17 protein-coding genes are annotated in these 20,853 nt (G+C 68.8%); 5 read left to right on the top strand and 12 right to left on the bottom strand.

Going from position 1 to position 20,853, the window contains the following annotated elements; all coding sequences use genetic code 11:
• Positions 1-5 precede the first annotated feature (5 nt).
• Positions 6-257 carry a hypothetical protein gene (locus E5S69_RS18835; RefSeq protein WP_018006124.1) on the bottom strand — a complete coding sequence of 84 codons (252 nt, stop codon included), beginning with the start codon at positions 255-257 and terminating at the stop codon, positions 6-8.
• Positions 258-461: 204 nt separating this feature from the next.
• Here E5S69_RS18835 and E5S69_RS18830 point away from each other — a divergent pair, with 204 nt between their 5' ends.
• A complete protein-coding gene (locus tag E5S69_RS18830; RefSeq protein WP_236901382.1) occupies positions 462-1,406 on the top strand; it encodes a cation diffusion facilitator family transporter in 945 nt (314 codons plus the stop codon).
• Positions 1,407-1,766: 360 nt separating this feature from the next.
• On the opposite strand, the gene E5S69_RS18825 is transcribed toward E5S69_RS18830, so the two are convergent.
• Complete coding sequence (locus tag E5S69_RS18825; protein WP_171516162.1) at positions 1,767-2,393, bottom strand: DNA-3-methyladenine glycosylase I; 627 nt, start codon at positions 2,391-2,393, stop codon at positions 1,767-1,769.
• A gap of 104 nt (positions 2,394-2,497) precedes the next feature.
• Between E5S69_RS18825 and E5S69_RS18820 the strand changes: the two genes are divergently transcribed.
• Complete coding sequence (locus tag E5S69_RS18820; protein WP_171516161.1) at positions 2,498-2,854, top strand: DUF2314 domain-containing protein; 357 nt, start codon at positions 2,498-2,500, stop codon at positions 2,852-2,854.
• A gap of 69 nt (positions 2,855-2,923) precedes the next feature.
• Here the strand turns inward: E5S69_RS18820 and E5S69_RS18815 are convergent, their stop codons facing one another.
• Together E5S69_RS18815 and E5S69_RS18810 are read right to left on the bottom strand one after the other, a co-directional pair.
• Positions 2,924-4,234 (bottom strand): MFS transporter, encoded by a 1,311-nt coding sequence (locus E5S69_RS18815; protein WP_171516160.1) that lies wholly within the window; start codon positions 4,232-4,234, stop codon positions 2,924-2,926.
• Positions 4,235-4,309: 75 nt separating this feature from the next.
• Complete coding sequence (locus tag E5S69_RS18810) at positions 4,310-4,651, bottom strand: hypothetical protein (protein ID WP_171516159.1); 342 nt, start codon at positions 4,649-4,651, stop codon at positions 4,310-4,312.
• A 263-nt stretch (positions 4,652-4,914) separates the two neighbouring features.
• Between E5S69_RS18810 and E5S69_RS18805 the strand changes: the two genes are divergently transcribed.
• Entirely contained in the window at positions 4,915-5,799 is an 885-nt protein-coding gene (locus E5S69_RS18805; RefSeq protein ID WP_171516158.1) for a DODA-type extradiol aromatic ring-opening family dioxygenase, read from the top strand.
• A gap of 16 nt (positions 5,800-5,815) precedes the next feature.
• Here the strand turns inward: E5S69_RS18805 and E5S69_RS18800 are convergent, their stop codons facing one another.
• The 4 genes from E5S69_RS18800 to E5S69_RS18785 form a co-directional block, all read right to left on the bottom strand.
• On the bottom strand, positions 5,816-7,018 hold the full coding sequence (locus E5S69_RS18800) for an MFS transporter (RefSeq protein ID WP_171516157.1): 1,203 nt from the start codon (positions 7,016-7,018) through the stop codon (positions 5,816-5,818).
• Positions 7,015-8,304 (bottom strand): MFS transporter, encoded by a 1,290-nt coding sequence (locus E5S69_RS18795; protein ID WP_171516156.1) that lies wholly within the window; start codon positions 8,302-8,304, stop codon positions 7,015-7,017. The genes E5S69_RS18800 and E5S69_RS18795 overlap by 4 nt, the downstream gene beginning before the upstream one ends.
• A 100-nt stretch (positions 8,305-8,404) precedes the next feature.
• Positions 8,405-8,824, bottom strand: a complete 420-nt coding sequence (locus tag E5S69_RS18790; RefSeq protein WP_171516293.1) for a VOC family protein — start codon at positions 8,822-8,824, stop codon at positions 8,405-8,407.
• 4 nt (positions 8,825-8,828) lie between these two features.
• A complete protein-coding gene (locus E5S69_RS18785; protein ID WP_171516155.1) occupies positions 8,829-9,179 on the bottom strand; it encodes a GFA family protein in 351 nt (116 codons plus the stop codon).
• A gap of 173 nt (positions 9,180-9,352) precedes the next feature.
• On the opposite strand from E5S69_RS18785, the gene E5S69_RS18780 reads away from it, so the two are divergent.
• Positions 9,353-9,964, top strand: a complete 612-nt coding sequence (locus E5S69_RS18780) for an HD domain-containing protein (protein WP_171516154.1) — start codon at positions 9,353-9,355, stop codon at positions 9,962-9,964.
• Positions 9,965-10,139: 175 nt separating this feature from the next.
• Here E5S69_RS18780 and E5S69_RS18775 read toward each other — a convergent pair whose 3' ends face one another.
• The gene (locus tag E5S69_RS18775; protein WP_171516153.1) at positions 10,140-13,745 is read right to left on the bottom strand and encodes an indolepyruvate ferredoxin oxidoreductase family protein; all 3,606 of its coding nucleotides are present in this window, start codon (positions 13,743-13,745) and stop codon (positions 10,140-10,142) included.
• Between the two features lie 338 nt (positions 13,746-14,083).
• Between E5S69_RS18775 and E5S69_RS18770 the strand changes: the two genes are divergently transcribed.
• Positions 14,084-15,352, top strand: a complete 1,269-nt coding sequence (locus E5S69_RS18770) for an NYN domain-containing protein (protein ID WP_171516152.1) — start codon at positions 14,084-14,086, stop codon at positions 15,350-15,352.
• Between the two features lie 203 nt (positions 15,353-15,555).
• Here E5S69_RS18770 and gspF read toward each other — a convergent pair whose 3' ends face one another.
• The 3 genes from gspF to gspD are packed head-to-tail and all read right to left on the bottom strand — an operon-like array spanning position 15,556 to position 20,830.
• Complete coding sequence (gspF, locus tag E5S69_RS18765; protein ID WP_171516151.1) at positions 15,556-16,773, bottom strand: type II secretion system inner membrane protein GspF; 1,218 nt, start codon at positions 16,771-16,773, stop codon at positions 15,556-15,558.
• Between the two features lie 14 nt (positions 16,774-16,787).
• Positions 16,788-18,335 carry a type II secretion system ATPase GspE gene (gspE, locus tag E5S69_RS18760; protein WP_171516150.1) on the bottom strand — a complete coding sequence of 516 codons (1,548 nt, stop codon included), beginning with the start codon at positions 18,333-18,335 and terminating at the stop codon, positions 16,788-16,790.
• Between the two features lie 8 nt (positions 18,336-18,343).
• Complete coding sequence (gspD, locus tag E5S69_RS18755) at positions 18,344-20,830, bottom strand: type II secretion system secretin GspD (RefSeq protein WP_171516149.1); 2,487 nt, start codon at positions 20,828-20,830, stop codon at positions 18,344-18,346.
• Between the last annotated feature and the right edge of the window lie 23 nt (positions 20,831-20,853).

Below are 20,853 nucleotides of genomic sequence, written 5' to 3'. Positions count from 1 at the left end.
GCAGCCTAGGCCACGCGCGTCGGGCGTCTGGCCTTCATGGCCGAGGGGCGAACCTGTTGCAGCGCGCGCAGCGACTGCAGGGCATCCTCGACCGCTTCGATGCCGTCGCGCAAGCGGCCGGTGGCATAGCCCAGGCGGCTTTGCGCATCGGCATCGGGCGTGGAAAGGTTTTCGAGCGCGTCGACTTCGGCCTGCATCTGTCCGACCAGGCGGCGTAGCTGGGATGTGCTGTGCGAGGCTAGCGAACGGATCGCCATCGTGTGAGCCCTCCTTGCAAAGACCGGGTGCGCCCGCTGGCGCTGGTCCGCACGGTTGGTGCGGTGCCCGTCTTGTGTACGGTAAGGGCGGCGCAATAAGTTAGCCAGCGCTGTTACGAAATCGGCACGATGGCGTGGCCGCACGCCCCGCGCGGTCTGTGCAGGTTCGGCTATAGTCACTCGATGGATTCGCACTTCTCCCGCATGCGCCCAAATCCGGGCGGCTTGCCCGACCACGACGCTACCCCCGCGGCGCAAGCCGAGGCGCGCCACCGCGCCGGCCGGCGCAGCACGCTGGTCAGCGTGGCGGTCAATATCGGCCTGACCGCGGTGCAGGCGGTCGCGGGCGTGATCGCCGGCTCGCAGGCGCTGCTTGCCGACGCCGCGCATTCCCTGTCCGACCTGCTTTCGGACTTTGTCGTGCTGGCAGCCGGATGGCAAAGCCGCAAGGATCCGGATGCCGACCACCAGTACGGCCACCTGCGCTTCGAGACCGCGGCATCGCTGGCCCTCGGTGTACTGCTGCTGACGGTGGCGGCGGGCATGCTGTGGGCGGCCCTGGGCAAGCTGCAGCATCCGGGCGGCGCACAGCCGGTGCAGCCGCTGGCACTTTGGGTGGCGCTGGTCGCACTGGCCGCCAAGGAAGCGCTGTTCCGCTACATGCTGGCCGTGGCGCGGCAAGTGCGTTCCAGCATGCTGGTGGCCAACGCCTGGCATGCGCGCTCGGACGCGGCTTCGTCGCTGGTGGTGGCGCTTGGCATCGGCGGCAACCTGCTTGGCTACCACATCCTGGATCCGATCGCGGCGATCGTGGTGGGTCTGATGGTGGCGCGCATGGGGTTGCGCTTTGGCTGGGACGCGCTCAACGACCTGATGGACCGCGCCGCCGACGAGGAAACCGTCAACGCCATCCGCGCCACCATGCTGGCCACGCCCGGCGTGCTCGGCCTGCATGACCTGCGCACCCGCAAGATGGGCGACCAGGTCCTGGTCGACGTGCACCTCGAGATCGACGCCAGCCTGACCGTGGCGCAGGGCCATGCCATCGCGGTGGAAGCGCGGCGCCGCACACTTGAATATCACCATGTGCTCAACGTGATGACGCATGTCGACCCGGTATACGTCGCAGTGAAGACCGCCGAGAGCTGAACGGGCCTGTGGACAGCCTGGGCCGAGGCTGGGGATAACCGGCCGGACAAGCTGTGCCGTGGCTGGGGACGCGTTGTGGGACGTATACGGATAACTGCCGCCATGGCGGCGCGGGTGTATACGCGATCGGCGGCTTGTCCCGACAAATCAGGGTTATCCCGCAGTCGTTATCTTTCCGGCAAGTCACTGACCCGAAAGGGAAAAGGTGACTTATCCACGGCCCGACGCCACGTTTACCTACTACTACTATGTTTACATACGTAAACAATATAAAGATAACAGCCAATACCTTTGCAACGCACGAAGATATTCCGGTTGGCAGCGCGCCCGTCGAGGTATACGCGGCGTCGCGTATACCGGCTAGCGCGGCACCTTGAAGGTCTTGCGCGCCGCCAGCACCTGCGCGCGCGTGGCGCAGCCCTCCTGGTGGTCATTGACCAGTCCCATCGCCTGCATCAGCGCATACATCGTGGTCGGACCGACAAAACGCCAGCCGCGTTTCTTCAGGTCCCTGGACAGGGCGGTGGACTCCGGCGAAGTGGCCATGGTGCGCAAGACCTCTGGCGTCAGCACCTTGGGCCGGCTGCGCGGGTCGGGCTCGAAGCGCCAGAAATAGGCCGCCAGCGACGATTCCGACTCCAGCAGCTCGCGCGCGCGCTGGGCGTTGTTGATCGCGGCCTCGATTTTCCCCCGATGGCGCACGATGCCGGCGTCGCCCAGCAGGCGCGCGATGTCGCGCTCGGTAAAGCGCGCCACCTTGTCGATGTCGAAATTGGCAAACGCCTTGCGGAAGGCCTCGCGCTTGCGCAGGATGGTCAGCCAGCTCAGGCCGGACTGGAACCCCTCCAGGCAAAGCTTCTCGAACAGCCGCCGGTCGTCGGCCACCGGAAAGCCCCACTCGGTATCGTGGTAGTGGCAGTAATCCTCCAGCGTGCCGCACCAGCCGCAGCGCACCGGCACCGGCAGGGCTTCCTTGTTGCTCGTCATGCGTACCTTTCAATAGGGAATGGGGGTGGCGCCGGCCGGCCCCTCGCCGGCCGGCGCATTTGCTGCGATCATGCCCGCACCTGAGAGATTGCGGAAGGCTGAAAATGGACATGCGATTGACCACCCTGGACGAGGATGGATGGGAGCTCGACGACGCCGAGCCCATCGCCGCCGCCCACCCCGATACCTTCTGGCTGCCGCCCCGCGCGGAGCGCGACGCGCTCGCGCCCGGCCAGCAGGTCAAGCTGATCTTCCGCATCCTCGTGGCGGACGAGACTGGCAACGAGGAAGTGCACGTCGAGCGGATGTGGGTCAATGTCACGGGACGCGAAGGCGCGTTCTACACCGGTGAGCTCGACAACCAGCCGTACTGCACCGATGAGATGAACCCCGGCATGCCGCTGTGTTTCGAGGCCCGGCATGTGATCCATATTTATCGGGACGGCGAAGAACACGCCTGATCGACCGCCCGCGGGCAACAAAAAAAGCCAGCCTTGCGGCTGGCTTCCGATAGCGGGGGCGCTGCGCGCTCAGGCCAGCTTCTTGCCGGTCCGGTCGTGCATGAAGACCAGCGCGACCAGGCTCACCGCGGCGGCGGCCATCACGTAGTAGGCCGGCGCCAGCTTGTTCTGTGTCGACTCGATCAGCCAAGTCACGATCAGCGGGGCAAAACCGCCAAAGATGGTCACGGCGAAGTTGTAGGCCAGCGACAGGCCGGTGGAGCGCACTTCGGTCGGGAACTGCTCGGCCAGCACCGCCGGGGCCGGTCCGGTAAAGGCCGCCAGCAGGATGCCCAGGACGATCTGCACCTGCAGCAGCGTCTGCGTGGTCGGTGCCACGTTGAGCCAGTGGAACAGCGGATAGGCCAGCACGCCGATCAGCAGCGCCACGACGCCCAGCATGCGCTTGCGGCCGATGCGGTCCGACAGCATGCCCATCAGCGGGCACAGCACCAGGATGATGGCGCCGCACAGCGCGGTCGACTGGAACGTGGCGCCCAGCGGCAGGCCCAGCTGCTGCTTGGCGTACGACGGCATGTAGAACACCAGCACGTAGGTGCAGACCGTCCACAGGATGGTCACGCCCAGGCCGGCCAGCACTTCGCGCGGGTGGTCGTGCAGCACCTGCGACAGCGGCGAAAACTTCACCTGTGCGGCCTTGCGGGCGGCCTGGCGCGCCTCGAACTCGGGCGGCTCGTGCAGGTGCGAGCGGATATACATGCCGACCGGGCCGATCAGCAGGCCGAACAGGAACGGGATGCGCCAGCCCCAGGCGTCGATCTGCTCCGGAGCCAGGCCATTGGTGACCAGCGCGCCCATGGCCGCGCCCAGCATGAACGAGATGCCCTGGCTGGCCTGCTGCCAGCTGGCGTAGGCGCCGCGCTCGGCGTCAGGCGCGTGCTCGATCAGGAAAGCGGTGGCACCGCCGACTTCGCCGCCGGCGGAAAAGCCCTGGATCAGGCGCGCCAGCACGATCAGCGCTGGCGCCCACAGGCCAATCTGGTCGTAGGTCGGGGCCAGCCCGATGATGGCCGTGCCCAGCGCCATCAGCAGGATGGTCAGCGTCAGCGCCGCCTTGCGGCCCACGCGGTCGGCGTAGACCCCGAGCACGATGGCGCCGACCGGGCGCATGAAGAAGCCCACGCCGAAGGTGGCGACGGTGAGCAGGAACGAGGTGAGGTCATTGCCGGTAGGAAAGAACAGCTTGGCAATGATGACGGCGAAGAAGCTGTAGACGGTGAAGTCGAACCACTCCAGGCCATTGCCGATGGTGGCGGCGATGATCGCCTTGCGTCGAGTGGCGTGGGTCAGTTCGGGAACGGGGGCGGTGGTCGCGGTCATGAAGCGTTGGTCATGCGGGGAAACCGCCATATTAAGCGATTCCTTAATCGCATACCGCGGCGGCGCCGACGCCGCTCAGCCGCCCAGTGCCGAGCCGGTGCCTGACGCGCCAATCGCGGCGGTCTCGGCGGCCGCCTGTGCGTCTGTGGTCGGCGCAGCCGGGGGTGCCGGGCGACGGCGCGTGAACCACAGCAGCAATGCGCTGGCGACCCAGCCAGTCACAAATACCGTGTCGCCGCCAAGGTTCAGCCAGGCGGGCGCGGCCGGCATGCCGGTCATCGACAGCAGCAGGCCGGCCGGCAGGCGCGCGAGGATCCACAGCGCTACGGCAGGCGCGCTGCCGTAGACGCCTGGCTGCCACCATTGCCCGGAAACAGGTTTGCGCGGTCCGGGCCGGCGCGGATTGCGCGGTGCCAACTGGGTCTCCTGCCATGCTGCGCGGGACGGCGCTGCGTTGTGTAAGTCCCTTCGGAGCCGCTGGATAGCGAACTCGCGGCTGCATGATAAGTCCGCCCGGTCGGCCCCGGGGCTGGCTTGGCCGGCGTAGTGTGGGCGGTGCCACGCATCGTCCCGGCGATTCAATTTTTTTGCATGAGGTGTCCGCAAACGCGCTCCGCCCCCGCCGCCGTTCTTTGCCAAACTGGAAGCCAGTACACAAATCGTTTGAAGGCGGTAATGCCATGCTTCCCTCGCTCTATATCTCCCACGGCTCGCCAATGCTGGCCATCGATCCCGGCCCCACTGGCGCCGCCTTCGATGCGCTTGGCGCCCGGCTGCGCGCGCAGCGCCCGCGCGCGGTGCTGGTGATTTCAGCGCACTGGATCTACAGCACGCTGGCCGTTACCAGCCGCGAACGCCAGGAGGCCTGGCATGATTTCGGCGGCTTCCCGCGCGAGTTGTACGCACTGCGCTACGACGCCCCGGGTTCGCCGGAACTGGGGGCGCGGGTGAAGGGGCTGGTCGAGGCGGCGGCGATTCCCGGCGCAGGGTTTGTCGGTGAAGACGACGAGCGCCCGCTGGACCACGGCGCCTGGATGCCGATGCGCCACTTCTTTCCGGATGCCGACATGCCGGTGGTGCAACTGGCGCTGAATCCGTACCTGCCGCCCGCGACGCAGATCGCAATCGGGCGCGCGCTGGCGCCGCTGCGCGACGAAGGCGTGCTGGTGCTGGCCTCGGGCAGCTTCACCCACAACCTGCAGGAAGTGTTTGGCGGCGGCCGGCGCGAACAGCACGGCCCGCAAGCCGAGCCGTACGTCGAAGCCTTCCGCAAGTGGATGGCCGAGGCGCTGGAGCAGGCGCTGGCCACCGGCGACACCAGCCGCATTGCCGATTACCGCGCGCAGGCGCCCTATGCGCGCCGCGCTCACCCGACCGACGAACACCTGCTGCCGTTCTATGTGGTGCTGGGTGCGGCGCTCGGCCCGGCGGGGGCGCGCCCTGCGATGCCAGAGCCGGCCACGGTGTCCCGGGTGGCCGACGAGGTCACCTATGGCGTGCTGGCGATGGATAGTTTCGTGTTCGAAGGCATGGGCGCCGGGACGCCGCTGCGCGCCGCGGCCTGAGGCCTTGCGCGCGGGCCTACCGGCGCGCCGGCGTGCGTGGCGGCAGGTAGCGCCGCGCCGAGCGCGCCCCGGCCAGCGCGATCCAGCCCATGGTCAGCGCCACCAGCGCCAGGCCGGCGCGCAGGGTGGCCAGGTGCGCGACGCCGCCGATCAGCACCGGGCCCAGCAGCAGTCCCACGTAGGCGAAGCGCGCCACCCGCGCAATCGCTTCGGCCGGCGCCACGCCCGGCAGCCGTGATGCGGCGACAAAAAAGATCGGCACCATGTTGGCCGCGCCCAGCCCCATCAGCGTAAAGCCCGCCAGCGCGGCCAGCGGCAGCGGCACGGCCAGGGCCAGCGCAATGCCGGCAAAGCCCAGCCAGGCACTGCCGCTCAGCGTGGCGCTGTCGCCCAGGCGCGCGCGCACGCGGTCGCCGCCGAAGCGCCCGCATGCCATGCCGCCCGAGAACGCGGCATAGCCCAGGCTGATCCAGCCGTCAGGCGCGCGCGCCACGTCGCGCATGTAGACGCTGGTCCAGTCGTACATCGCGCCTTCGCCGATCAGCCCGAGAAAGGCCAGCAGGCCAAGCAGCCATAGCGCCCGCACCGCATGGTCGCGATGGTGCGGCGCGGATGGCAGCACCGGATGGTCGGCCAGCAGCCCCGGCAGCGTTGCCACGGCCACCGCCGCGGTCACGCCGGCCATCAGTGCCGCATGCGCCAGCGGCGCCACCTCCAATGCCAGCATCAGGCCGCCAAAGCCCGCGCCCGCCATGCCGCCGAGGCTGAACATGCCGTGCAGCGCCGACATCACCGGCCGCGTGCGGCTGGCCTCGACCGTGGCGGCCTGCGCGTTCATGGCGACATCGAACGCCGCATTGGCCATGCCGAACGCCAGCAGTGCGGGCAGCAGCAGCCAGAACGACGGCATCGCCAGGATGGCTATGGTGGCCAGCGCGAACAGCAGCCCGCCGGCCATCGCGGCGCGCGCGCTGCCGGCGCGTGCCACCCAGCGCCCGATCGGGCCCATCGCCATGATGGCGCCGCCGGCCACCGCCAGCATCGCCAGCGACAGCATGGCGTCGGACAGGCCGAAGCGTGCCTTGATGGTGGGGATATGCACGCCCCAGGTGGCAAAGGTGGCGCCATTGACGAAGAACAGCGCCATGGTGCCGCGCGTGGCCCGCGCGACCTGGCCTGCAGGCAGCACGGCGGCGGCGGGAGCGGGGGAGCCGGTCACGGGCGGCCCGCGTCCACGCGCAGCAGCCCGCGCCGATGCAGCGCATACCCGAACGCCAGCAGGGCGGCCAGCGCCAGCGCCAGCATCACCCACAGCATCAGCCAGTAGCCGCCGGCCGCGCGCCACAGCAACGCGCCCAGCCACGGGGCCGCCGCCTGCATCAGCAGCACCGGGGTCATCATCAGCCCGTTGAGGGTGGCGTAGTGGTGGCGCGAGATCAGTTCCGGCATGGCCATCGCACGCAGCATGGTATTGACGCCGTTGGCGCAGCCGTACAGCACCGCCGCGACCATCAGCCACGCGCCGTGCCCCAGCGCAAAGCACAGCAAGCCGGCGCTCATCAGCGCATAGACCGGCAGCGACAGCCGCACCGGGTGGCGCACCTCCGCGCGCATCATCAGCATGCGCCCCGCCACCTGGGCCGGCCCGATCAGCGCCGCGACCGCCAGTTGCTGCGCCACCGGCATGCCCTTTTCCGTCAGCATCGGGATCAGGTGCGCGCCCAGCAGCGACGCCACCACCGCGGTCGCGGTAAAGGCCAGCACCACCGCCCAGAACACCGGCTGGCGCAGCGTCGCGCGGGCGATGTCGCGGCTGCCGGACCGGCCGTCGGCGGGGCCCGCGCCGGTGTAGGAGGGATGCAGGGCGTAGCGCATGCGCGCGTGCAGCGGCGCGCAGACCAGCAGGTTGAGCAGGGCAAAGCCGACCAGTGTCGGGCGCCAGCCGAGATGGAGCACCAGCCATTGCGCCAGCGGCACGAAGATGGTGCTGGCAAAGCCGGCCATCAGAGTGACGGCCACGATCGGCTTCTGGTATTGGTCGCCATAGGCCTGGCGCAGCACGACAAAGGCGGGCTCGTACAGCGTGGTCGCCATGGCCAGCCCGATCGGCACCCACATCAGCAGGAACACCGCCTGCGATGGCGTCCACGCCCACAGCAGCAGGCCCAGCCCGGCCAGCACCGAGCCCGCGCCCATCACCTTGCGCGCCGGCGCGCGATCCAGCAGGCGTCCGACCGCGAACGAGCACAGCGCCCACACCAGCAGCCCCAGCGAATAGCCGCCGGCCAGGAAGGGCTTGGACCAGCCCAGGCTGCGGATCATGGGATCGATGAAGACGGTAAAGGCGAAGAACAGCGTGCCCCACGAGATGGTCTCGGTCAGGCCGAGGATCCACACCAGCCGGCGCGGCGGCGTGATGGGCTGCGCGGGTCCGGCGCGGGCCGGGCTGGCGTCTGGATCGGTGCTGGCGGCGTGCTCGCCTGAGCTGGCGTCTAGTGTGGTCATGGCGGGCCCGGCGGGGAATGGCCGCCCTGGAAGGCGGCGCGCCTGGGGCCAGTCGGAAATTGTAGCGAGCCTGCGCGCGCGCTGCCGGCGGCGTCGCGCGTTACTGTGCGGTCACCGGCGTCGGCGGTCCTTTCAGCTCGACCACATTGCCGTCGGGATCCTGCACATACAGCGACGGCCCCTTGCCTTCGGCGCCGAAGCGCTGCGCCGCTTCGCCCGCGTCGACGCCATGCCGTGCCAGGTGCGCGCGCAGCGCCGCGGCGTCGAACGGGTCGATGCGCAGGCAGAAATGATCGAGGTTGCGGCCTTCGGCGCCAGGCCCGGCGCCGCCCGCGCGGCCCAGCGGGCCATCCAGCGCGACCAGGTCGATCAGGCCGCTGCCGGCGCGCAGCTGGGTCAGGCCCAGGTCAGCCTGCTCGCGTTCGATGCTGCAGCCGAGCACGTCGACATAAAAGCGCCGCAGCGCGTCCACATCGGCGCTGCGCAACACCAGGTGGTCGATGCCGAGGATGCGGAACACGGCGTCAGTGGTGGAGCCCGTCATAGTCGATGACCTTCAGGCTGTCCAGGTCGACATTATCCAGGCAGCGCACATTGACCGCGGCCATCGGCTTGCCGTCCTTGTCCTGGCCGTCCGCATACGGGCCGCAGCCGCACACCGGGCAGAAGCGGTGCGCGATCTTCATGGTGTTGAAGCGGTAGGTCGAGGCGTTGCTCTCCGGCGTCTCCAGCTTGAAGGTCGCGCGCGGCACGAACCACAGCAGGTGGCCGCGCCGGCGGCAGATCGAGCAGTTGCAGCGGATCACGCTGGGGATGCTGTCGGCTTCGACCGCGAAGGCGATGTTGCCGCAATGGCAGCTTCCGTTGAAGGTCATCATTGTCTCCTTGCGATGGGTACCGTTCTACCAAGGTCCGACTGGTGCGCCGCAATATGACGGCACATTGTTTGGTTTTTGACAGTGTAGTCCGGCCCACGGGTGCCACAATGCCTGCAAGCCGTTTCACCACGATGGCGGCATGCCAAGCACGCCCACAAAAGGAGACCCGCATGAGCGACACCCACGCGCCCGCACGCGCCACCTTCAGCCATATGGAACACGGCACCCGCGAGGACTGGGCCGCCATCTCGGCCGAGTTCATGCCGTTCGCTCGGGCGCTGCCTGAGCGGGTGCTGGCGCACCTGCGCCTGCTCGACGGCGACTGCGGCGGCTTCCCCGTGGACCGGCTCACGCATTCGCTGCAGACCGCGACGCTGGCCCACCGCGACGGCCAGGACGAGGAATACGTGGTCTGCGCGCTGCTGCACGATATCGGCGACACGCTGGGCAGCTTCAACCATCCCGATATCGCCGCCGCCATCCTCAAGCCTTTCGTCAGCGCCGAAAACCTGTGGATGGTGGAAAAGCATGGCGTGTTCCAGGGCTATTATTTCTTCCATCACCTGGGGCTGGATCGCAACCTGCGCGAGCAGTACCGAGGCCAGCCGGAGCTGTTCGAACGCACCGCCGAGTTCTGCCGCAAGTACGATGCGGCGGCGTTCATGACGGACTACGACACGCTGCCGCTGTCGTTCTTCGAGCCGATGGTGCGCAGGGTGCTGTCGCAGCCGAAGAACTCGATGTATGTGAAGCCGGGAGAGACCACCCTGGCGCAGGCGTAACGCGACGACTCATGCCGACCCATGGTGTTCCCCTCTCCCCACATGGGGAGAGGGCAGGGTGAGGGGTGGTCTGGCAAGGCACCACGCATCCAGATACTCCTGCCCTCTCCCCCAGCCCCTCTCCCGCAAGCGGGAGAGGGGAGAAAACCGCGGGGCCTCGCAGAAGTCCTCGCCGTCAGGCCGCCCGCTGCGCCGTCTCCGGATGGCGGAACTGCTCCAGCAGCTTCGCCCAGCGCGCGCGCACCGCCTTCAGGTTGTTTTCCTTCACGTGGCCGAAGCCGCGGATATCGTCGGGCAGGTTGGCCAGCGCCACCGCGGTGTCGTGGTTGGCGGCATTGAGGCCCGCCACCAGTTCATCCAGCAAGGCACGGTACTCGCCGATCAGCGCGCGCTCGGTGCGGCGCTCCGCGGTCTTGCCGAAGATATCGAACATGCCACCGCGCAGCCCCTTCATCTTCGCTAGCACGCGGAACAGCTTCATCGTCGACGGGCCGAACTTGCGCTTGACCAGGTGGCCCTTGTCGTCGCGCCTGGCGTTCAGCGGCGGTGCCAGCCAGAAGTTGAGCTGGTAGTCGCGGCCGGGCTCGCCCTCGAACTGTGCGCGCAGCTTGTCGAGGAAGGCCGGATCCGTATAGAGCCGCGCCACTTCGTACTCGTCCTTGTACGCCATCAGCTTGGCCAGGTTGCGTGCCGCCGCCTCGGTCAGCGGCAGCGCCTTGCCGCTGCCCAGCAGCGTGCTTTCGGCCACGCGCACGCGGTCGACCGCTTCGCGGTAGGTCCGTGCGTAAGCGGCGTCCTGGTATGCGGTCAGGTGTGCCATGCGCCGGGCCACCAGCTTCTCCAGCATCGCGCCGGTCGAGGCGGGCAGCTTGACCACCTCAGCGCCTTCGGCGGTGTTCTTCAGCTTGCCGGTCAGCGACAGTACATGCTCGGGGTCGTGCGCCATATGGCGGCCCCAGTCGAACGCCGCCTTGTTTTTCTCGACGGCCACGCCGTTCAGCTCGATGGCGCGTTCCAGCGCCTGCAGCGTCAGCGGGATCCAGCCCTTCTGCCAGGCGTAGCCCAGCACCAGCGGGTTGGTGTAGATGGCATCGCCCAGCAGTGCCACCGCCAGGCCGGAGGCGTTGATGAAATCGCACTTCTCGCCGACGGCGTTGCGCACGTCCTGCTCGGCCGACAGGCCCGGGAACTGCCACTTCGGGTTCTTGATGAAGTCGGCGGTCGGCGTCTGCGCGGTGTTGACCACGGCCCGGGTGCGGCCGGCCTGGGTCTTGGAGATGACCTCGTCCGTGGCGGACACGATCGCATCGCAGCCGATCACCAGGTCGGCCTCGCCCATGGCGATGCGGGTCGCGTGCAGGTCGTCCGGGCGCCCGGCCAGCTGCACGTGCGACAGCACCGCGCCGCCTTTCTGCGCCAGCCCGGCCATGTCGAGCACGGTGACGCCCTTGTTCTCCAGGTGCGCGGCCATGCCGAGCAGGCCGCCGATCGTGACCACGCCGGTGCCGCCCACGCCGGTCACCAGGATCCCGTAGGCGCGGCGGATCACCGGCAGTGCCGGCTCGGGCAGCGCGGGCAGGCTGTCCATCGACACGCCGTGCTGTTCCGGCTTGCGCACCTGCGCACCCTCGGCCGTGACAAAGCTCGGGCAGAACCCGTTCACGCAAGAGAAGTCCTTGTTGCACGACGACTGGTTGATCTGCCGCTTGGTGCCGAACTCCGTTTCCAGCGGCTCGACCGACAGGCAGTTGGACTTGACCGAGCAGTCGCCGCAGCCCTCGCACACCGCGTCGTTGATAAAGGCGCGGCGCGGCGGGTCTTCCATCGTGCCGCGCTTGCGCCGGCGGCGCTTCTCGGTGGCACAGGTCTGGTCGTAGATCAGGACGGTGCAGCCCGGCACTTCGCGCAGTTCGCGCTGCACGCTGTCGAGCTGGTCGCGGTGATGGATGTCGATGCCTGGCGGCAACTGGATCGCCGCGTTGTATTTCTCGGGCTGGTCGCTGACGATGACGATCTTCTTCGCGCCCTCGCTGTGCACCTGCCAGGCGATGTCCTGCACCGATAGCTGGCCGTCCACCGGTTGGCCGCCGGTCATCGCCACCGCATCGTTGTACAGGATCTTGTAGGTGATGTTGACCCCCGCGGCGATCGACGCGCGAATCGCCAGCAGGCCGGAATGGAAGTAGGTGCCGTCGCCCAGGTTGGCAAACACATGCTTGTCGCCAGCGAACGGCGCCTGCCCGATCCACGCCACGCCTTCGCCGCCCATCTGGCTGAAGGTGCTGGTATTGCGGTCCATCCACACCGTCATGTAGTGGCAGCCAATGCCGGCCAGGGCGCGCGAGCCTTCGGGCACGTTGGTCGAGGTGTTGTGCGGGCAGCCCGAGCAGAACCACGGCTTGCGCTCGGCCTTGGGCTGGCCCACGACGCGCGGCGTCGCCAGTGCCTTTTCCTTGGCCTCGATGATCGCCAGGCGCGCCGTGATGCGCGCGCGCACGTCGACCGGCAGGTCGAACTTGTCCAGGCGCGTGGCGATGGCCTTGGCGATGATCGCCGGCGACAGCTCATAGTGCGCCGGCAGCAGCCAGTTGCTCTGCGGGATCGACCATTCGCCGCCCGCGTTGTCCTTCTCGTCGAACTTGCCGTAGACCTTGGGGCGCACGTCGTCGCGCCAGTTGTACAGTTCTTCCTTGAGCGCGTACTCCATGATCTGGCGCTTTTCCTCGACCACCAGGATCTCCTGCAGGCCTTCGGCAAACGCGCGCGCGCCATGCGCTTCGAGCGGCCACACGCAGCCGACCTTGTACAGCCGGATGCCGATCTGCGCGCAGGTGGCATCGTCCAGGCCCAGGTCGGCCAGCGCCTGGCGCGTGTCCAGGTAAGCCTTGCCGCCGGTCATGATGCCGAAGCGCGCGTGCGGCGAATCGATCTCGATGCGGTCCAGCCTGTTGGCGCGCACATAGGCCAGCCCGGCGTACCACTTGTAGTCGAGCAGCCGCGCTTCCTGCTCCAGCGGCGGATCGGGCCAGCGGATGTTCAGGCCGCCCGGCGGCATGATGAAGTCGTCCGGCAGCACGATCTGCACGCGGTGCGGATCCAGTTCCACCGAGGCCGACGATTCCACCACATCGGTCACGCACTTCATCGCCACCCATAGCCCGGAGTAGCGGCTCATGGCCCAGCCGTGCAGGCCGTAATCGAGATACTCCTGCACGTTCGACGGATACAGCACCGGCAGGCCGCAGGCCTTGAAGATGTGCTCGGACTGGTGCGCCAGCGTCGAAGACTTGGCGGAGTGGTCGTCGCCGGCCAGCACCAGCACGCCGCCGTGCTTCGACGAGCCGGCGGAGTTGGCGTGCTTGAACACGTCGCCGGTGCGGTCCACGCCCGGCCCCTTGCCGTACCACATGCCGAAGACCCCGTCGAACTTCGCATCGGGATACATGTTGACCTGCTGCGAGCCCCATACCGAGGTGGCCGCGAGGTCTTCGTTCAGGCCGGCCTGGAACACGATATTGTGCGCGGCCAGGTGTTTCTTCGCTTTCCACAGCGACTGGTCCAGCGCGCCCAGCGGCGAGCCGCGGTAGCCGGAGATAAAGCCGGCGGTATTGAGCCCGGCGGCGTGGTCGCGCTCCTGCTGCAGCATCGGCAGGCGCACCAGCGCCTGCGTGCCGCTGATATAGATGCGGCCGCGGTCGAGCGTGTATTTGTCTTCGAGGGAAACGTTGGCGAGCGCCTGGCGGATGGCGTCGCTGACCGGAGAGGTCAGGGGGGCATTCATGCGTGCTCCTCTATGGGCGTGCTGTCGGGATCGCCGACACTTACAGTTGTGGGCAGCCGTCCGGGGCCTCTTGTGAAGGCGCCGGACGGCTGTTGTCTCTGCGCGGCATGGTAGCACCGCCACAAAATCGACGGTACCTTGCAATGCAGCACAAAGCGTGCCCGTACCGGCCGTGAATTCCCGTATGGACAGGGGTTCGCGTGTACACTGCGTTGCATCGAGACGGCCCGTGCCGACGCCAGGCAGTCTCGCCTCCGTCATATCTGTGTTGCCATCCTGGTGCAACCCGGACTCTTGACCGCCCGCCCTGACGCGGGCCTACCAGCGAATATCCGAACATGACCAATTCCCCTCGCCAGGGCACCGCAACCCTGGCCGTGCTGATCGACGCCGACAACGCGGCGCCTGCCATTGTCGAAGGCCTGCTGGCCGAGGTCGCCAAGTACGGCGTGGCCGCCGTCAAGCGCATCTACGGCGACTGGACCCGACCCAACCTGGCCGGCTGGAAGGAGCGGCTGCTGTCGCACTCGATCCAGCCGATCCAGCAGTTCCGCTACACCGTCGGCAAGAACGCGACCGACAGCGCCATGATCATCGACGCCATGGACCTGCTCTACACCGGGCGCTTCGATGGCTTCTGCATCGTCTCCAGCGACAGTGACTTCACCCGGCTGGCTTCGCGCATCCGCGAGCAGGGCCTGACCGTGTACGGCTTTGGCGAGCGCAAGACGCCCAAGCCGTTCGTCACCGCGTGCGACAAGTTCATCTACTCCGACGTGCTGCGCGCCGAGGTCGACACCGAAGGCGCGGACGGCGCCGACGGCGCCGCCGCCCCCACGCGCAAGCGCAGCACCGGCGAGCTGCGCCAGGACTCGCGCCTGGTGCGCCTGCTGCAGAATGCCGCGCAGGCCGTGTCGGACGAAGACGGCTGGCTCACGCTGGGCAGCATGGGCAACCACATCGCCAAGCAGGCGCCGGAATTCGACTCCCGCAACTACGGCTACGGCAAGCTGTCGGAACTGGTGCTGGCCACCGGCCTGTTCGAAGTGGAAACCCGTAACGGCGGCAACAACAAGACGATCTGGGTGCGGCTGAAGAAACGCGCCAAGGGCGGCGGCGAACCGCAGCAGCGCGCGCCGCAGCCGCCTGCCCAGCATGCCGAACCGGCACGCCGCCAGCCCGCGCCCGCGCCGGCCGAAGCGTTGGAGCCCGCCCGCGGGGTCGAGCCGCTGCCGACGCCGGAGACGGCCGCCCCCGAACCGGAGGTTCTGGCGCCAGCCGAGCCGCCCTTTGTCGCGGCCGATGCGGTGCAGGCCGAGGCCGAGCCGCAACCGGTGCCGCCGCTGGAAGCGGCGCCGCAGCCGGACCCGGAGCCGAAAGCGGGCAACCCCACTGGCGCGCGCAAGCGCGCGGCACGCCGGCCGGAAGTGACGCTGAGCGAGACCCCGTGGCCGATCGACCAGTCGGTATTCGCGGCGCCGGGCACGACTGTGCTGACGGCAACGGTGGAAGCGGAACCGCAAGCGGCCGCCGCGGAGGCCGAGGCCGCACCGGCGCCGGCACCGGCGCGCAAGACGCGCAAGCGTCCGAGCAAGAAAGCCGAGTAAAGCGGGCCCTGGTTTTCTCCCCTCTCCCGCTTGCGGAAGAGGGGCCGGGGGAGAGGGCAGGCGTGCGGCAAGCACGATGCGCCTGACTTCGTGGGGGCTCCCGCCCTCTCCCCCAACCCCTTTCCCACTTCGCGGGAGAGGGGAGGCCCTCACCCGGGGCGTCAGGCAATGCGAGCGTTGCCCGTATGCCAGCGCCAGCGGCCTTACCGCACCAGCTGGTTGATCTCGATGATCGGCATCAGCACCGCCAGCACGATCAGCAGCACCACCACGCCCATGGTCAGGATCAGCAGCGGTTCCAGCAGGCTGGTCAGGAACAGCGTGCGGCGTTCCAGTTCCTGCGCCTCGCCCTGGGCGGCGCGTTCGAGCATGATCGGCAGGTTGCCGGTGGCTTCGCCGGAGCGGATCAGGTGCACCAGCACCGGCGGAAACTGGTTCTGCGCCGCCAGCGCGCGCGCCAGCGAGGCGCCTTCGCGCACGCGCGTGTTGGCGTCTTCCACGTTGGCGCGCAGCGCCTCATTCGTCAGGGTCTCGCCAGCGGCCTGCAGGCTGCGCAGGATCGGCACGCCCGCCGAGACCAGGATCGCCAGCGTGCCGGCAAAGCGCGCGGTGTTGTAGCCGCGCACCAGCTTGCCCAGCAGCGGCGCGGTCAGCAGCCAGCGGTGCCATTCGAGCCGCACCGCGGGCTGGCGCAGCAGCCGGCGGATGCTGAACGCGGCCACGGCGAGCACCGCCAGCGCGGCCCACCACCAGTTGCGCACAAAGTCCGACAGCCACAGCATGATGATGGTCAGCGTCGGCAGCTTCTGCTTGGTGTTGGCGAACACGCTCACCACCTGCGGCACTACATACGACAGCAGGAAGATCACGATCGCGAACGCCACCACCGTGACGATCGCCGGATAGGTGAAGGCCAGCCGGATCTTGGAGGTCAGCGTGTTGCGCGACTCGATATAGCCGGCCAGCCGCTCCAGCACCACGCCCAGGTGGCCGGAGTGCTCGCCGGCCGAGACCAGCGCGCGGTAGATCTCGGGGAAGTCGCGCGGATGCTGGGCCAGCGCCACCGACAGGGCGCTGCCGCCCATCACCTCGGCGCGGATGCCGGCCAGCAGTTCATGCACATAGGGGCGCTCGGCCTGGTCGGCCAGCGCGCCCAGCGCTTCGTCCAGCGGCAGGCCGGCCACGATCAGGCTGGCCAGCTGGCGCGTGAACAGCGCCTGCTCCTGCGTCGACAGCTTGCGCGCGAACAGCTGGCCTCCGCGGCGCGGCGCCAGGCCGGCGCCGGCGAGCGCGTCGACGGTCAGCGGCGTCAGGCCGCGCGCGCGCAACTGGCCGCGCGCCTGGCGCGCGCTGTCGGCCTCGATCACGCCGCGGTCGGTCTTGCCGGCGGCGTCGGCGGCTTCATAGCGGAAAGCTGGCATCCGGCGGCTCCGCCTTAGTCGCGCGTGACGCGCAGCACTTCCTCGAGCGAGGTCGCGCCGCTGTCGACCCAGCGCTGCGCGTCACCGCGCATGGTGTGCATGCCGTGCGCCAGCGCCACCTGCTTGATCTCCGATTCCGGTGCCTGCCGGTGGATCATGGTGCGGATTTCGTCATTGACCGTCAGCAGTTCATAGACCCCCATGCGCCCCTGGTAGCCCGACTGGCCGCACTTGTCGCAGCCGACCGGATGCCACAGCGTCTGCAGCGGCTTGCCCTGCGCGTGCAGGATCTCGGCCTCGGCCGGCGTGACCTCGATCACTTCCTCGCGCTTGCAGTGCGGACACAGGCGGCGTACCAGCCGCTGCGCCAGCACCCCCAGCAGCGACGACGACAGCAGGAACGGCTCGATCCCCATGTCGACCAGCCGCGTTACCGCCGAAGCCGAGTCGTTGGTGTGCAGCGTGGCCAGCACCAGGTGGCCGGTCAGCGAGGCCTGCACCGCGATCTGCGCGGTTTCCAGGTCGCGGATCTCGCCGATCATGACCACGTCCGGGTCCTGGCGCAGGATCGCGCGCAGGGCCTTGCCGAAAGTCATGTCGATGCGCGGGTTGACCTGGGTCTGGCCGATGCCGTCCAGGTCGTACTCGACCGGGTCTTCCACCGTCATGATGTTGGTGGTGCGCGCGTCCAGCCGCGACAGCGCGGCATACAGCGTGGTGGTCTTGCCGGAGCCGGTCGGCCCGGTCACCAGCACGATGCCGTGCGGCTGGCGGATCAGGTGGTCGAAGCCGCGCAGTGTGTCGGGCGCCATGCCCAGCTTGGCCAGGTCCAGCCGGCCCGCTTCCTTGTCGAGCAGGCGCAGCACCGCGCGCTCGCCGTGGCCGGTGGGCAGCGTCGAGACGCGTACGTCGACCGGCCTGCCACCGACGCGCAGCGTGATGCGCCCGTCCTGCGGCAGCCGTTTCTCGGCAATATCGAGCTGCGCCATGATCTTGATGCGCGAGATCAGCGCGCCGTGCAGCGCCTTCTTGGGACGCACCACGTCGCGCAGCGTGCCGTCGACGCGGAAGCGCACCACCGACGACGATTCGAACGGCTCGATATGGATGTCCGAGGCGCCTTCGCGCGCCGCCTGCGTCAGCAGCGCGTTGATCATGCGGATGATCGGCGCGTCGTCTTCGGATTCCAGCAGGTCTTCCACCGCCGGGATGTCCTGCATCAGGCGCGACAGGTCGACTTCGCCCTCGACCTCGCCCACCACCTGCGCGGCGCTGCCGTCCTGGCGGTGATAGGCGTCGGACATGGCATGCTCCAGCGCCTCGGGCTCCAGCACGCGCAGGCGCAGCGCGCCGTGCACGCGCGCCACTTCGGCCAGCGCGGTCGGCGAGGTGGCGCGGCTGACCCACACCTCCAGCCCATCGGGACGCTGGTGCGCAATCAGCAGCGGCGCCTCGCGCGCAAAGCCGTATGAGACCAGCCGCGCCGCCATCGGCGAGGGTGGCTCGAGTTCGGCCGGCGGGTTGGGGCCGGCGGGAAGGGCGGTTTGGACTTCGCTGGCCATGACGGGCCTCAGTACGGGAGTGCGGCTTCGCCGCGCTGGTTGAGCGGCTGCGGGGCGTTTGCCGGCGCTGGCGGCGCGGGTTGGGGCACCGGTTGCGGGACCGGCTGCGGTTGCGGGACGGCCTGCAGCGGCTGCGGCTGACCCGGCACGCCGGGCTGCTGCGAACCTGGCGGCAGCGTTTGCGGCAGCGGCAGCGGGCCTGCCACGGGTCCGTTGGTGCGCGGGTTGACGAACGGGGTGGAGGGCGCGTCGGCCGGCGGCAGCATCGGCGTGTTGGTGTCCCGCACCATGATGTTAGGCGATACGAAGCCCTGCTGCTGCGCGCGCATATAGTCGTAGCGGTCCGCGGTCAGGCGGTCCGCGGCGCCGGCCGTGCGCATCACATAGGGGCGCAGGAACACCAGCAGGTTGGTCTTCGAGCGGTTCTTGTTCTCGTAGCGGAACAGGCCGCCGATCAGCGGGATGTCGCCCAGCAGCGGCACCTTCTGCACGCCATCGCCGTACGAGTCTTCGATCAGGCCGCCCAGCACGATGATCTGGCCGTCGTCGACCAGCACGTTGGTTTCGATCGAACGCACGTTGGTGGTCGGGCCCTGGATCAGGTTGGCGGTGGCCTGCACCACCGACGACGACTCCTGGAAAATCTGCATCTTCACCAGCCCGCCGTCGGTGATCTGCGGCTTCACCCGCAGCGTGATGCCGACGTCCTTGCGGTCGAAGGTCTGGAACGGCGTGACCGAGGCCGCGCCGCCGGTCTGGGCGTAGGAACCCGTGGTGATCGGGATGTTCTGGCCGATCAGGATCTTGGCTTCCTCGTTCTCCAGCGTGATCAGGTTCGGCGTCGACAGCAGGTTGACGCTGCCGTTGGAGCCCAGCGCGCGCAGCAATGCGCCCAGGCCCATGGCCTTGTTGACGATGCCCAGGTTGAGGCCGCCCACGTCCTGCACCAGGCCCTGCGCCGCGGCGATGCCGGCGGTGCGGTTGCTGTCGAACAGCGCGCCAGCCAGCGACAGGTTCAGGATGTTCTGCCCGCCGGTGCCGAAATTGGTGCCGGCAAAGACGTTGTTGTTGCCGCCGGGCGAACTGATCAGGCCCTGCCACTGGATGCCGAGTTCGCTCGCCTGGGTGGCGGTCACCTCGACGATCATCGACTCGATGTAGACCTGCGCGCGGCGCGCGTCGAGGTCGTCGATCACGCCGCGCAGGTTGCGGTAGACCGGCTCGCTGGCGGTGATGATCAGCGAGTTGGTGGACGGGTCCGCCTGGATGATGCCGCCGGTGGTCGGCTGGGTGTTGGTGCCGAACGAGGCGGCGAAGGCCGAGTTGCCATAGGCGCCGCCGCTGCCGCCCCCGGCGCCGGTGCCGGTGCCGCTGCGCATGCCGGTCTGGGCGGTGGTCGCGCCGCCGGTGAACTGGCCGCCCGTCGGCGTCGAGACATTGGTCATGCCCGCCGCGCCGCCAATGCCGCCAGCCTGTCCGCCGGGCTGGGTGGCGGTGGCGAAGCTGCTGTCGGCGGCGACGATGGCGCGCAGCGTGGCGGCCAGCTTGATGGCATCGGCGTTCTTCAGCGGCACCACCCAGATGTTGCCGGGGCGCGCGTAGGGCTGGTCGAGCTTCTCGATCAGCTGGCGCGCCTGCTGCAGGCGCGCGCGGCTGGTGGCGCGGATCATCAGCGAATTGCTGCGCGGCTCGGCCACCACCGAGGTGCGCAGGCTGGCGTCGACGCCCGCCGCGCCGCCGCCGGTGGCACCTGCGGCAGCGGGATCGAGCAACCGCTGCAGCACAGCCGCGGTATCGCTGGCCAGCGCGTGCTTGAGCGGCACCAGTTCGACCTCGCCCGAGGCCGGCGCATCGACCGCGGCGATGATGCGGGCGATGCGGCGCAGGTTGTCGGCGTAGTCGGTAATGACCAGGGTGTTGTTGGCCGGATAGGCGGTGATGGTGTTGTTGGGCGCGATCATCGGCCGCAGCACCGGCACCAGGTTGTTGGCCGACTCATAGTTCAGCCGGAACACCTGGGTCACCACCTGGTCGCCGCGGCTCGGGCTGCCGCCGATCACGGTGGGCGAGCCCTGCAGCTTGGCATCGGCCTCGGGCACGACCTTGGTGAAGCCGTTGCTTTCGACCATGGCATAGCCCTGCATGCGCAGCACCGAGCCCAGCGTCTGCAGCGCCTGCGCGCGCGACACCGGCTGCTCGGTGACGAGATTGACGGTGCCTTTCACGCGCGGGTCGATCACGAAGTTCTTGCCGGTGGCCTGGCCGACCGCCTTGATCACGGAATCGAGGTCGGCGTTGACGAAGTTCAGCACCACCTGGTCGCGATTGGCGGGCGTCACGTCGGGCGGCGCCGGCGGGGTGGCCTGGGTACGCGCGGCGGGCGCGCCGGGCTGGGCCCACAGCGGCGCGGGCGCCAGCAAGGAGAGCCCGCAGAGCAATGCCACGGCGCGGGCGCAGGCGGTCTTGAAAACAGGTCGGTTGGCGTGGGTGGTCATAGTTATTTCCGTGGGCTGTGCGT

Origin of the sequence: Cupriavidus necator (genome assembly GCF_013141915.1) — a bacterium.
GTDB classification, from domain to species: Bacteria; Pseudomonadota; Gammaproteobacteria; order Burkholderiales; family Burkholderiaceae; genus Cupriavidus; species Cupriavidus necator_B.
This window is presented reverse-complemented; position numbering and strand designations above follow the sequence as displayed.